Here is a 13,552-nt window from a genome sequence, read left to right as displayed (position 1 = left end):
GTCCGGATGCCTTACTCGTTGTCCTTCGGAGCGCCCGTGCCGGGCAGGTTCGTGTTGCGGTCGACGTTGGAGCCGAGCTTGCCCGTGTAACCCTTGTCCTTCAGCTCTTGAATGTGCTGGTCGTACTCGTCTTCAGAGACGACCTTCACATTGAAGAGCATGGACGAGTGATACTCGCCGCAGAGCTCTGCACACTTGCCGACATACGTGCCCTTGCGGGTGGGCTCGAAGTACATGTAGTTCGTGTGACCTGGGATGACGTCCTTCTTGTACAGGAACGCAGGAACCCAGAACGAGTGGATGACGTCACGCGAGTTGAGCTTGATCGTCACCTTCTTGTCCACCGGCAGATACAGCGTGGGGATCTGGCCCTCCACGACGGAACCCGCCGGCGCGCCGGACTTGTCGTCAGGCTGCGCCTGGACACCCGGGTCGTAGACGCCGTTGGACAGGTAGTTGAAGTCCCACGACCACTGCTTCGCGTACACCTGCACGGTGAGGTCGGGATGCGCGTACGGCTTCTCGATCGCGTTCTGGTCGCGGGCGGTGAAAGCGAAGAAACCGATGATGAGCACGAACGGCACGATCGTGTAGAAGATCTCGATCGGCATGTTGTAGCGCAGCTGAACCGGAATGCCGGTCTGTCCCTTGCGCCGACGGTAGACGATCACGCACCAGATGATCAGGCCCCACACGATGAGGCCGACGATCAGGAGGACGATCCACGACGTGACCCACAGCCCCGACACACGCTCGGTGTGGTTGGTGACCGGCGTCTTGCCGTTGAAGCCGGGTAGGAATCCGTGCAGCTGTGACTCCGAGCAGCCGGCGAGAACCAGCGCGAGCGTTGCTGCGATCGGAACTGCAGCCCATCGGAAACGGCGATTGTGACGCACCGGTGACCTTTCGAGTAATTCGTGGGCGCAGCGGCGTGCGCTGCTTTCAGTGACCATGGCTAGCCTACCGCCATCTGCCGCCCCTTCGTACGCCAGACCCGCTCGTGCGGAGCGTTGCTCGCACGCCCTGACATGCGAAAAGGACCGGCTGATCGGCCGGTCCTTTCCGTGAATCTGGTGTGAACAGAATCTCAGTGGAAGCTGTCTCCGCACGCGCAACTACCCGCGGCATTGGGATTGTCGATGGTGAAGCCCTGCTTCTGGATCGTGTCCTCGAAATCGATCGTCGCACCGTCGAGGTACGGCGCGCTCATCTTGTCGACGATGACCTCGACGCCGTCGAAGTCCACGGTGCCGTCGCCGTCCATGAAGCGCTCGTCGAAGTAGAGCTGATAGATCAACCCGGAGCATCCACCCGGCTGAACGGCGAGGCGCAGCCGCAGGTCGTCACGGCCCTCTTGGGTCAGCAGACTGCGCACTTTGTCGGCCGCGGCATCCGTGAGCAGCACGCCGTGCGCCTTCCGCTCGGCGATGGTGTCGGTGCCGGTGAGAGTCGTCTCGCTCATCGAGTGCCTCATTCCTTTGGGCTGGAGTGGAGTGTGGCACCAGTGTAAGTCAGCCGGCTCGATTGTTCAGGCGAGCCAGCAACAAGGCCTCCGTGAGGATCGCACGGCGGAACACACCGAGGTGCAGGGATTCGTTGGGGCTGTGAGCCCTCGTGTCGGGGTCCTCCACACCGGTGACCAGGATCTGCGCCTGAGGGAACTCGCGCACCAGGTCCGCAATGAAGGGGATGCTGCCGCCGATGCCCGCTTCGACCGGTTCCGCACCCCAGGCATCCCGCATCGCGTTCTTGGCCTCCACCGCGGCCCAGCCGCTGGTATCGACGAGGAACGGATCGCCGAGGTCGACGTCGGAGATCTCCACGTGGGCGCCGAACGGCGCGTTCGCGAGCAGATGCCGCTCGAGGGCGCTGAACGCCTCGCGTGCGCTCTGCCCGGGGGCGACACGCGCGCTCAGCCGCACGGAGACCTTCGGCAGAAGCGTGTTGGATGCATTGGCCACGCTGGGTGCGTCGACTCCGGTTATCGTGATCGTCGGCTGGTTCCACAGGCGAGAGAGCACGGGTCCCCGTCCGACGAGAGAGACGCCGTCGAGCACGGCGGCTTCCTCGCGCAAGCGCTCCTCCGAGTAGTCCGGCACGTCCGCCTCGTGCGTGGTCATCCCCTCGACGGCCACCGCGCCGTCTTCATCGTGCAGGGTGGCGAGCAGCCTGGCCAGGGCGAGCATGGCATCCGGCACTCCCCCGCCGTACATTCCGGAGTGCGACGCATGCTGCAGGGTCGACACCGTGAGCTTGAACGCGACGTTCCCGCGCAGTCCGACGGTGAGCGAGGGGATGTCCACACTCCAGTTGTCGGAATCGGCCACGACGATGGCGTCGGCGGCGAGGTTCGACTTGTGCCGTTGCAGGAAGTTGGCGAACGAGCGGGAGCCGAACTCCTCCTCCCCCTCGATGAAGACCGCGATGCCGAGATCGAAGTCCCGGCCGATCGTCTCGGCCAACGCCCGGATCGCCGCGACGTGCGCCGTGACGCCGGCCTTGTCGTCCGCCGCGCCCCGCGCATAGAGGCGGTCGCCGCGCACCGTCGGCTCGAAGGGCAGGGTGTCCCAGTCCTCGTCCTTGCCAGGAGGCTGCACGTCATGGTGCGCGTAGAGGAGTACCGTCGGTGCCCCGTTCCTCGGCTCACGACGGGCGATCACGGCCGGCCGGCCGAGCTCATCACCGTCGCCGACCGGAGCGCGGGCGATCTCGACGCTGTCGAACACGTCGAGCTCTCGCAGGAGAACGGCTACGGCGTCCGCGCTGCGCGCCACGTTCTCCTGGTCGAACGCGGCCCAGGAGACGGACGGAATGCGCACCAGGTCGGTCAGGTCAGCGACCGCCTGAGGCATCCCTTCTTGCACGGCACCGGTGAGTGCGGGGGTCAGGTCGTCCCGTGGGTGATCGGCTTCGCTCATGCGGGTAATCTTAATCGGACGACGAGCGAGGACTTCCGTGGCGAAACGAGCAGATTCCACCGCGACGCCGGCTCCCGAGGCCGAGTCGCACCCCAACGGCAAGGGTCATGCGACCCCGAGCCGTGCCGAACGCGAGGCGGCGCGCAAGCGTCCGCTCGTCCCCGCTGACCGCAAAGCCGCGGCCCGCGACGCGCGGGTCAAGAACGCCGAAGCCCGTGAGCGCGCTCGACTGGGCATGGCCTCCGGTGACGAGCGCTACCTCACGCAGCGTGACCGCGGCCCGCAGAAGCGGTTCGTGCGCGACTACGTGGATGCCCGTTTCACCGTCGCCGAGTTCCTCATGCCGGTCATGCTGGTGGTCATCGTGCTGACCTTCATCCCGATCACCGCCCTGCAGTACTACGGCATCATCGTGCTCTGGCTGTTCTTCGGCGTCGCCGTGATCGACTCGATCATCATGGTCTTCACAATGCGCCGACGCATGCGGGAGAAGTTCGGCCTCGTCGAACGCGGCATCACCTGGTACGCCGTCATGCGCGCGCTGCAGTTCCGTCGCATCCGCATCCCGAAGCCGCAGGTCAAGCGCGGCCAGTACCCGTCCTGATCCGCGTTCGATGACGATCGTCGCAGCGGCCGACGGCTCCGCCCTCGGCAACCCCGGTCCCGCCGGGTGGGCATGGTACGTGGATGACGGCACCTGGGCGGCCGGTGGCTGGCCGCACGGTACCAACAACCAGGGCGAGCTCATGGCCGTCATCGACCTGCTCGAGTCGACGGCGGGCGAGAACGACGACCTGCTTGTGCTCTGCGACAGCCAGTATGTGATCAACGCGGTCACGAAGTGGATGCCCGGGTGGAAACGCAAGGGTTGGCGCAAGGCCGACGGCTCCCCCGTGCAGAACCTGCAGCTCCTGCAGCGCCTGGATGCCGCCCTCTCCGGCCGCGATTACGCGTTCGAGTGGGTGCGTGGTCACGCCGGGCACGAGCTCAACGAGGCGGCGGACACTCGGGCGCGGGCCGTCGCGACCGCGTATCAGAACGGAACGCCGGTCGACGCCGGTCCCGGCTGGCGCGCAGACTCGTCGTGGGGGCCGGCCGCCGCTCTCGACGGATCGCCCGACTCTCCCAGCCCGACGACGCTGGGCCCGACGACGCTCGGCCCGGCGTCGCTCGGCCCGGCGTCGGGTCCTGACGAGGCATCCGGTCCCGCGGAGCCGACGCTCTTCGACGTCGATGACGAGTCGGACGAGCAGACGGTGATCCGGCAGGAGCGCGCGCTCCTCGATCCTCGCGTGCGCGAGGACGTGGCGGAGCTCTCCGCACTCCTGCACCCCGACTTCGCCGAGATCGGCCGGTCGGGACGTACCTGGGGCAAGGACGATGTCGCCCTCTCCCCCGGTTCCGGCGAGGGAGTCATCCTCGAGCGACTGTCGCTCGACCGTGTCGGCCCCGATGCGCTGCTGCACGTGTTCCGCGCCGAGGATGCCCGCGGCACGACCCTTCGCAGCTCGCTCTGGGTGCGCACCGGTGGCCGGTGGAGGCTCCGGTTCCATCAGGGAACACCCTGCGACTAGCCGGCCGATCGCCGGCTGCTCCACTCATCGCGCCTTGGCGAGGTCGTCCAGGCCGCGGTTGATCGCGCGCACCCAGAGCGGGCCGCGGTAGATGAAGGCGGAATAGCCCTGCACGAGCGTGGCACCGGCATCCAGTCGTTCGCGTACGTCGCGCGCGGTCTCCACCCCGCCCACCGAGATGATGCAGAGCTCGGCCGGGACGTGGGCGCGAAGCAGCCGCAGCACCTCGAACGACCGTTCCTTGAGCGGACGTCCCGACAGCCCGCCTGCTCCGGCGGCCGTCACGACCTGCCGGTCTGTGGAGAGACCGTCACGGGCGATCGTGGTGTTCGTGGCGATGATGCCGTCGAGGCCGAGGTCGACCACCAGGTCCGCCACAGCGAGAACATCGTCATCGACGAGATCGGGCGCGATCTTGACCAGCAGCGGAACACCGCGCGCCTCGTCCTTGACCGCCGACAGCAGCGGACGCAATGACTCCACCGCCTGCAGGTCGCGCAGACCCGGCGTGTTCGGAGAGCTGACGTTCACGACCAGGTAGTCCGCGACCTCGGCGGCGGCGCGGGCGGAGACGCGGTAATCGGCGACGGCATCCGACACCGCGACCACCCGGGACTTGCCGATGTTGACGCCGACGATCGGACGTCCGACGACAGCCCGTGTCTTCGCCACCCGTGTGGCCGCGGTCGCCGCGCCCTCGTTGTTGAACCCCATGCGGTTGACGATGGCCCGGTCGGGGATGAGCCGGAACAGGCGCGGCCTCGGATTCCCCGGCTGCGGGATGGCGGTGACGGTGCCGACTTCGACGTGCCCGAATCCCAATGCACCGAGGCCGAGGATGGCCGTGGCGTTCTTGTCGAAGCCCGCTGCGACTCCGAATGGCGTCGGGAAGGTGAGGCCGAGTGCACTCACCGCCTGGTCGGTGCGCGGTCGGGTGAAACGAGCGGCGAGCCGCCGCAATCCGAGCTTGGGCAGAAGACGAATGGCGGTGAAGGCGAGGTGGTGCGCCCGCTCGGGGTCCATGTGGCGGAAGACGAGCGCGAAGAGGATGCGATACATGCCGGTGACGACTGACGCGATCACTCGGCCGGTGTCGGCTGCGAGTGGTGTTCCTCACGCAGTGCACTGATCGCCGAATCGAAGTCGTCGAGGGAGTCGAATGCCTGGTAGACGCTGGCGAAGCGCAGGTAGGCGACCTCGTCCAGCTCGCGAAGGGGCGGCAGCACCGCCAGGCCGATCTCGTTGGCGTCGATCTGCGAGACGCCCGTGGCGCGCACCGACTCTTCCACCTTCTGGGCGAGCACCGCGAGATCCGAGTCCGTCACGGGACGGCCCTGGCACGCCTTGCGCACGCCCGCCATGATCTTCTCGCGGCTGAACGGCTCGACGACGCCGCTGCGCTTGATGACGTTCAGACTCGCCGTCTCGATCGTGGAGAACCGACGACCGCACTCCGGGCACTGCCGGCGGCGGCGGATGGAGAGCCCGTCGTCCGAGGTGCGGGAGTCGACGACGCGGGAGTCTGGATGACGACAGAACGGACAGAACATGGTTGCTCCAGGCTAAGGGGTGACGGTCGTGCGGGCGCGGGCCTCGACGGCCTCACCGTGCGCGGGCAGGCCTTCCGAGGCCGACAGTGCGACGACGGCGTCCGCGACCGCGCTCAGACCGGACTCGTCGTATCGGATCACCTGCTGCGGCCGCAGGAACGTGTAGGCGCCCAGCCCGGAGGAATACCGTGCCGACCCTCCGGTCGGCAGCACGTGGTTCGAGCCGGCGAGGTAGTCGCCCAGGCTCACCGGCGAGGACGAACCGAGGAAGATGGCGCCCGCGTTGTGGATGCGCGTGAGCGTGGCATCCGGCTGTGCGGTGTGCACTTCGAGGTGCTCGGGCGCGTACGCGTCGCTGAAGCGCACGGCCGCCTCCTCGTCGTCGACCAGCACGATCGCCGACTGCGGGCCGTTCAGGGCGACCGAGGCTCGCTCGCGGTTGCGCGTCGAGGCCAGCTGTTCGGCCAGGTGCTCCTGAGTCGCCCGCGCAAGATCGGGTGAGTCCGTGACCAGGAGCGATGCGGCGGCTTCGTCGTGCTCTGCCTGGCTGAGCAGATCGGCGGCGACCAGGCGTGGATCGGCCGATCCGTCGGCGATCACCAGAATCTCGGTCGTCCCCGCCTCCGCGTCGATGCCGACCACGCCGTGCACCAGCCGCTTGGCGGCAGCCACGAAGATGTTCCCGGGACCTGTCACGATGTCGACGGGTGCCAGCGGAAGATCAGGCACACCGTAGGCCAGCGAACCTATCGCGCCCGCTCCCCCGATCGCGTAAACCTCGTCGATACCGACCAGTCCGGCAGCTCCGAGAACGGCGGGGTGCACCGATCCGCCGAACTCGCGTTGCGCCGGCGACGCCAGAGCGACGGAACCGACACCGGCCACCTGCGCGGGCACCGCGTTCATCACCACGCTCGACGGGTAGGCCGCCTTGCCCCCGGGAACGTAGAGTCCGGCGCGTGAGACCGGCTCCCAGCGCTGATCGACGACAGCGCCGTCGCCGAGACGAGTGGATGCCGCGGGCGGCACCTGCGCGGCGCTCACGGTGCGCACGCGGTCGATCGCACGCTCCAGGGCGTCGCGAACGGGAAGGGGAAGGGCATCCACCGCCGCCGCGATCGCGCGCTGTGGCACGCGCAGCGACGACGGGCGGACGCCATCGAATCTCTCCGCCTGATCCAGCAGCGCCTGAGCGCCTCGCTTTCGGACCTCGTCGATGAGCGTGGCCGCCGACTCGGACGCCACGCTCACGTCGACCTCGGCCCGGGGAACCCGGTCGCGCAACTGATCGGAGTCGAGCGTGAGGCCTCTCAGATCGATGATTCGCACGCGTCAAGCCTACCGAGCGCGCGGGAGGCCGCCGCGCGCGCTCATGCGAGGCAAGCGGGCCCGAGCAGGCCCTTCAGCTCGCCGTAGAAGTCGGGAGAGACCGTGACCCGATGCGGCAGTTCGAACACCCGTGCGTTCGTCCCCTTCACCAACCGAAGCCGCACCTCGTTGTCTCCCGCGTGACGCACGAGCATCTCCCCGAGGTTCGTCACAACCTCGGTCGTCGCCCGCTGGTCGGGCATCGTGATCACCAGCGGTCCCGCCGGGCCTGCGACCGCCGCACCGAGATCCGGCGTGAAGAGGCTGTAGGCGTGCAGGTTCATGCCGTCGTCGCGCATGCTGACCCGACCGCGCACCACGACTATCGAGTCGCCGACCAGAGACGTCCCGAACTCCTGGTACGCCTTGCCCATGAACATCACGGTGATCTCGCCGCCGAAGTCCTCGACGGTGATCATGCCGTATTGATTGCCCGACGTCTTGGCCACCCGGTGCTGCACGCTGGTGACGAGCCCCGCGATCGTGACGGTGTCTCCATCCTGCGTCGACTCCGACCCGGTGAGGTCCGCGATCGACGTGCTCGCCTGCTTCGCGAGCTCCAGTTCCAGACCCGCCAGCGGGTGGTCGGACACATAGAGGCCGAGCATCTCCCGCTCGAACGCGAGCTTCTGCCGCTTGTCCCACTCCGGTCGATCGGGGATCGCCGAGATCGGCTCGGTGTGCGGCTCGTCGGCCAGCAGCGTGTCGAAGTCGAAGCCCGCTTGTCCGGTCGCCTCGACGCGTTTGTCGTTCACTACGGATTCGACGGCGGCTTCGTGCACTTCCAGGAGCGAACGGCGCGTGTTGCCGAATGAATCGAAGGCGCCGGCCTTGATCAGCGACTCGGTCGTGCGCTTGTTCGCCACGTGCAGCGGCACTTTCTTGAGGTAGTCGTGGAACGACTCGAACCGACCCTTCTCCTCCCGCGCCTGACGGATGCCCTCCACGACGTTCGTACCGACGTTGCGTACGGCCCCGAGGCCGAAGCGGACGTCGTCGCCGACGGCCGCGAAGAAGCCGATCGACTCGTTCACGTCCGGCGGAAGGACCTTGATGCCCATGCGACGGCACTCGTTCAGGTAGAGCGCCATCTTGTCCTTCGAGTCGCCGACGCTCGTCAGCAGCGCCGCCATGTACTCGGCCGGGTAGTGCGCCTTCAGATACGCGGTCCAGTACGAGACGACGCCGTAGGCCGCCGAGTGCGCCTTGTTGAACGCGTAGTCCGAGAACGGAAGCAGAATCTCCCACAGCTTGTCGATCGCGGCCTGCGAGTAGCCGCGCTCTTTCATCCCGCCGAAGAATCCGGCCTGCTGCTTGTCGAGCTCCGACTTCTTCTTCTTGCCCATTGCACGGCGCAGAATGTCGGCCTGACCGAGCGAGAATCCGGCCACCTTCTGCGCGATCGCCATCACCTGCTCCTGGTAGATGATCAGGCCGTAGCTGGTGTCGAGGATGTCTCTGAGCGGCTCCTCGAGCTCAGGATGGATGGGCGTGATCGGCTGCAGACCGTTCTTGCGCAGGGCGTAGTTGATGTGCGAGTTGGCACCCATCGGGCCTGGCCGATACAGGGCGATGAGCGCGGAGATGTCTTCGAAGTTGTCGGGCTTCATCTGCCGCAGCAGCGCACGCATCGGGCCGCCGTCGAGCTGGAACACGCCCAGCGTGTCGCCGCGGGTGAGCAGATCGTAGGCATCCCTGTCGTCGAGCGGCAGTCCCTCGAGGTCGAGCTCGAATCCCTGGTTCGCCTGGATGTTGTCCAGGGCGTCGCTGATGATCGTCAGGTTCCGCAGACCCAGGAAGTCCATCTTGATCAAGCCGAGCGACTCCGCCGCGGGGTAGTCCAGCTGCGTGACGATCTGGCCGTCCTGCTCGCGCTTCATGATCGGGATGACGTCGACGATCGGGTCCGACGACATGATCACGCCCGCGGCGTGCACACCCCACTGTCGCTTCAGGCCCTCCAGGCCGAGCGCCGTGTCGAACACCGTCTTGGCATCGGGGTCGCTCTCGACGACGGCCCGCAGTTCGACCGCCTCCTTGTAGCGCGGGCTGTCCTTGTCGAACACCTGGTACAGCGGGATGTCTTTGCCCATGACCGCCGGCGGCATCGCCTTGGTGAGCTTCTCCCCCATCGAGAACGGGAAGCCCAGCACCCGTCCCGCGTCCTTCAGCGCCTGCTTCGCCTTGATCGTGCCGTAGGTGACGATCTGCGAGACGCGCTCCGCCCCGTACTTCTCGGTGACGTACTTCACCGCTTCGAGCCGACGACGGTCGTCGAAGTCGACGTCGAAGTCGGGCATCGACACGCGGTCCGGGTTGAGGAAGCGCTCGAAGATGAGCCCATGCTCGAGCGGGTCGAGGTCCGTGATGCGCATGGCGTACGCGGCCATCGATCCCGCACCGGATCCGCGCCCCGGACCCACCCGGATGCCGTTGTTCTTCGACCAGTTGATGAAGTCGGCGACCACCAGGAAATAGCCGGGGAACCCCATCTGCAGGATGATGCCGATCTCGTAGTCCGCCTGCGCCCGCACCTTGTCGGTGATGCCCTCCGGATAGCGCTGCTCCAGCCCGGCGTTGACCTCTTTGACGAACCAGCTCTCTTCGGTCTCGCCCTCCGGCACCGGGAACTTCGGCATGTACTTGCCCGTGGAGAGCTCGAAGTCGATCTGACACCGCTCCGCGATCTCGAGCGTGGAGTCGCAGGCCTCGGGCAGCTCCCGGAAGAGGTCGCGCATCTGCTGGGGAGACTTGAGGTAGTACTCGCCCTCGGGCTCCAACTGGAAGCGCTTCGGATCGTTCAGTGTCGATCCCGACTGCACGCAGAGCAGGGCGGCATGCGACTTGGCGTCTTCGGCGTGCGTGTAGTGGAGGTCGTTGGTCGCGACCGTGCGCAGGTCGAGCTCTTTCGCAAGCCGCAGAAGATCGCGGCGAACACGTGATTCGAGTCCGAGACCGTGTTCCATCAGCTCGACGTAGAAGTTGTCCTTGCCGAAGATGTCGCGGTACTCCGCTGCCGCGCGGACCGCCTCGTCGTACTGCCCGAGACGCAACCGGGTCTGCACCTCGCCACTCGGGCATCCGGTGGTGGCGATGACGCCCTTCGCATACGTCTCGAGCAGTTCGCGGTCCATGCGGGGCTTGAAGTAATAGCCCTCGATGGAGGCGAGCGACGACATCTTGAAGAGGTTGTGCATGCCCTCCGTGGTCTCGGCGAGCATCGTCATGTGCGTGTACGCACCACTGCCCGACACATCGTCTTCGCCACCGTTCCCCCAGCGGACGCGGGTTCGGTCGCTACGATGCGTCCCGGGCGTCAAGTACGCCTCGGTGCCGATGATCGGCTTGATGCCGGCGGCAGTCGCGGCCTTCCAGAACTCGAACGCCGCGAACATGTTGCCGTGGTCCGTGACGGCGATCGCGGGCATCCCGTAGCCGACAGCCGCCTCCATCAACGGGCCGATCTTCGCCGCCCCGTCGAGCATCGAATACTCGCTGTGCACGTGCAGGTGGACGAAGGAATCAGTCGCCACGTCTTCTGGACCTCCCGGTGGTCGTGGATCCTCAGCCTAATTCGCACCGCCGACGAGCGCGGGGCCCGGTGCGGCGATCCCGCAGAACCCGATGGCTCCGTCGCGATGCCGGGTCAGGCGTCGCGCAGAACGTCGAGCGCGTGCTGCAGCTCGCGCGGGTACTCGGAGGTGAACGTCACCCACTCGCGCGTGCCTGGATGCTCGAACGCCAGCTGTCGTGCGTGCAGCCACTGCCGGTCCAGCCCCAGACGAGCAGACAGTGACGGGTCCGCCCCGTACATCGCGTCGCCGACGCACGGGTGCCTCTGCGCCGCCATGTGCACGCGGATCTGGTGGGTGCGCCCGGTCTCCAGGTGAATCTCGAGCAGACTTGCCGCGGGAAACGCCTCGATCGTCTCGTAGTGCGTCACCGACGGCTTGCCTCCGGCTGTCACCGCGAACTTCCATTCCGCGCGCGGATGCCTGCCGATCGGCGCGTCGATAGTGCCTGCCAGCGGGTCGGGATGTCCCTGAACCACCGCGTGGTAGATCTTCTCGACCTCACGATCGTGGAAAGCGCGCTTCAGCGCGGAATACGCGCGCTCGCTCTTCGCGACGACCATCAGCCCGCTCGTACCCGCGTCGAGGCGGTGCACGATCCCGGCGCGCTCGGCCGCGCCCGACGTGGAGATACGGAAGCCCGCACCCGCCAGCGCACCGGGAACCGTCGGTCCGTCCCAGCCCGCTGAAGGGTGTGCCGCCACCCCGGCCGGCTTGTCGACGACGACGATGTCGTCATCGTCGTAGACGATCCCCAGATCCGCCACCGTGACCGGCACGATCTCGACGGCGGCCTTCGGCGTCCAGGTGATCTCGAGCCAGCCGCCCATCGACAGCCGATCGGACTTGCCGAGAACACGGCCGTCCAGCGACACTCCGCCAGCCTCTGCGACGTCGGCCGCGAAGCTGCGAGAGAGCCCGAGGAGTTTGGCGACGCCGGCGTCGACACGCGAGCCGTCGAGTCCGTCCGGAACGGGAAGCGAGCGGTACTCGCTCACCGTCTGCGCGTCCGCGACCCGCCGCGCCCCGTCACGTCAGCCACGGCCGTCCGCGGTTGTCGGCGTCGGGGCGACACCGATGCCCGGCATTCGCGATTCCGCCCGGTCGGCGCCGTCGCTACGCCCGCCCGCCTCGGCAGCATCGCCGCCATGGCGGCCGGCGTCGTCGGCATCGGTGGAGTCCGCCGGCTGCGATCCGATGCCCTTCTGCGCCGCGTCGTCGCGCACGCCCGCCTCACCGACGACCGCCGCGCTTGCGTCGGTCGTGCCGTCCTCGGTTGCCGACGGCGAGGCATCCTTGCCGCTCGTGCCACTGTCAGCGGCTGCCGTGGATGCCTTCGGGACCGGCCGCTTGCCGTCCAGGCCGACCCCCATCACGGTGAGGATCAGGAAGAGGATCATCGCGCACACGATGGCCGAGTCGGCCAAGTTGAAGATGGCCGGCAACAACGGGATGCGCAGAAAGTCGACGACCTCGCCGGTGCCGAATCCCGGCGGGCGGAAAAGGCGATCGGAGAGGTTCCCGAGAAGCCCTCCGAGCACCAGTCCGAACACGAGAGCCCACACGACAGATCGAATGCGCCGGGCGTACCAGATCACGAACACCAACACGGCCGTGGCGATGATCGAGAAGATCCAGGTGGATCCGGTGCCGATCGAGAACGCGGCGCCGGAATTGCGGTCGTATTCGAAGATCAGCAGGTTTCCGACGATGTTCTTCGGAACCTGGAACGGAAGGTTGTTCACCACCCACCATTTGGCGAGCTGATCGAGGGTGAGGACGACGAGCGCGACGACGGCCAGCAGGATGATCGCGCGAACGTTGACCTTCCCGGCCGGCTTAGCCTCCAAAGCTCTGGAACGTCGGAGGAGCCTGCCGGTCACCGTCACCCGCGGGTACGGTGGCGAACTGGCCGGACGACGCTTGCGAGCCGCCGGCCGGCTTGAACCCCGCGGTGCCGACTCCGGCGGTGTCGAGGTCGCGCAGCTGCCCTTCGATGTAGCTCTTCAGCTTCGCGCGGTAGTCGCGCTCGAAGTTGCGCAGCTCTTCGATGTTGCGCTCGATCGTCGAGCGCTCCGATTCCAGCGCCGTGATCTGCGCGCGCTGCTTCGCCTCGGCCTCCGCCACGACCCGAGCAGCGGTCGCGTGACCCTCGGCGATCAGCGCGTCGCGCTTCTCGACACCTTCACGCACGTGCTCCTCGTGCAGACGACGGGCGAGCTGCAGCAGGTTGTTCGTGCTTTCGGTCTCGTCGGCTGCCGCGGCCGCGGGCTGCGGAGTCGGAGCGACGACCGGAACGGGTGCGGGGGCCGGGATGGCCTGCGTCTGTTCCACCGAGGCGGAACGCTGCAATTCCGCGACCCGCGAGTCGGAGGCGGAGAGCCGCTGCTTGAGCTCCTCGTTCTCCTGGTTCAGGCGGCGGAGCTCGACGACGACCTCGTCGAGGAAATCGTCGACCTCGTCCTGGTCGTAACCCTCACGGAATTTGGTCGGTTGGAACCGCTTGTTGACGACGTCTTCCGGAGTTAGCGCCATGGCCTACCACCCTTAGAGCTTGTGTTTTCGAACAG

At 67.1% G+C, this 13,552-nt stretch carries 12 protein-coding genes; 2 read left to right on the top strand and 10 right to left on the bottom strand.

Annotated elements, in window-relative coordinates:
- Positions 1-11: 11 nt before the first annotated feature.
- From ctaC to H623_RS0101875, 3 genes are all read right to left on the bottom strand, one after another.
- The gene (ctaC, locus tag H623_RS0101885; protein WP_022899250.1) at positions 12-896 is read right to left on the bottom strand and encodes an aa3-type cytochrome oxidase subunit II; all 885 of its coding nucleotides are present in this window, start codon (positions 894-896) and stop codon (positions 12-14) included.
- 191 nt (positions 897-1,087) lie between these two features.
- Positions 1,088-1,462, bottom strand: a complete 375-nt coding sequence (locus tag H623_RS0101880) for a HesB/IscA family protein (protein WP_022899249.1) — start codon at positions 1,460-1,462, stop codon at positions 1,088-1,090.
- A gap of 49 nt (positions 1,463-1,511) precedes the next feature.
- Positions 1,512-2,918 (bottom strand): dipeptidase, encoded by a 1,407-nt coding sequence (locus tag H623_RS0101875; protein ID WP_022899248.1) that lies wholly within the window; start codon positions 2,916-2,918, stop codon positions 1,512-1,514.
- Positions 2,919-2,955: 37 nt separating this feature from the next.
- Between H623_RS0101875 and H623_RS0101870 the strand changes: the two genes are divergently transcribed.
- Both H623_RS0101870 and H623_RS0101865 read left to right on the top strand, forming a co-directional pair.
- Complete coding sequence (locus tag H623_RS0101870) at positions 2,956-3,522, top strand: DUF3043 domain-containing protein (protein WP_022899247.1); 567 nt, start codon at positions 2,956-2,958, stop codon at positions 3,520-3,522.
- A 10-nt stretch (positions 3,523-3,532) separates the two neighbouring features.
- Positions 3,533-4,492 carry a ribonuclease HI family protein gene (locus tag H623_RS0101865; RefSeq protein WP_022899246.1) on the top strand — a complete coding sequence of 320 codons (960 nt, stop codon included), beginning with the start codon at positions 3,533-3,535 and terminating at the stop codon, positions 4,490-4,492.
- Between the two features lie 24 nt (positions 4,493-4,516).
- Here the strand turns inward: H623_RS0101865 and H623_RS0101860 are convergent, their stop codons facing one another.
- The 7 genes from H623_RS0101860 to H623_RS0101830 form a co-directional block, all read right to left on the bottom strand.
- Positions 4,517-5,551: a quinone-dependent dihydroorotate dehydrogenase gene (locus H623_RS0101860; RefSeq protein WP_026939800.1), complete on the bottom strand. Its 1,035-nt coding sequence runs from the start codon at positions 5,549-5,551 to the stop codon at positions 4,517-4,519.
- 20 nt (positions 5,552-5,571) lie between these two features.
- Complete coding sequence (gene nrdR / locus H623_RS0101855) at positions 5,572-6,042, bottom strand: transcriptional regulator NrdR (RefSeq protein ID WP_022899244.1); 471 nt, start codon at positions 6,040-6,042, stop codon at positions 5,572-5,574.
- Positions 6,043-6,054: 12 nt separating this feature from the next.
- Entirely contained in the window at positions 6,055-7,371 is a 1,317-nt protein-coding gene (gene hisD / locus H623_RS0101850) for a histidinol dehydrogenase (protein WP_022899243.1), read from the bottom strand.
- Between the two features lie 41 nt (positions 7,372-7,412).
- The gene (dnaE, locus tag H623_RS0101845) at positions 7,413-10,895 is read right to left on the bottom strand and encodes a DNA polymerase III subunit alpha (RefSeq protein WP_051143068.1); all 3,483 of its coding nucleotides are present in this window, start codon (positions 10,893-10,895) and stop codon (positions 7,413-7,415) included.
- A gap of 161 nt (positions 10,896-11,056) precedes the next feature.
- Positions 11,057-11,980, bottom strand: coding sequence for an RluA family pseudouridine synthase (locus H623_RS0101840; protein WP_022899241.1), 924 nt, complete (start codon positions 11,978-11,980; stop codon positions 11,057-11,059).
- 36 nt (positions 11,981-12,016) lie between these two features.
- Positions 12,017-12,832: a signal peptidase II gene (gene lspA, locus H623_RS21635; protein ID WP_022899240.1), complete on the bottom strand. Its 816-nt coding sequence runs from the start codon at positions 12,830-12,832 to the stop codon at positions 12,017-12,019.
- Positions 12,822-13,517 (bottom strand): DivIVA domain-containing protein, encoded by a 696-nt coding sequence (locus H623_RS0101830; RefSeq protein WP_022899239.1) that lies wholly within the window; start codon positions 13,515-13,517, stop codon positions 12,822-12,824. Before H623_RS0101830 ends, lspA begins: the two co-directional genes overlap by 11 nt.
- Positions 13,518-13,552 lie beyond the last annotated feature (35 nt).

The organism is Humibacter albus DSM 18994 (assembly GCF_000421825.1).
GTDB lineage: Bacteria > Actinomycetota > Actinomycetes > Actinomycetales > Microbacteriaceae > Humibacter > Humibacter albus.
The sequence above is the reverse complement of the archived record's forward strand: the minus strand, read 5'-3'. Positions and strand labels throughout refer to the sequence as shown.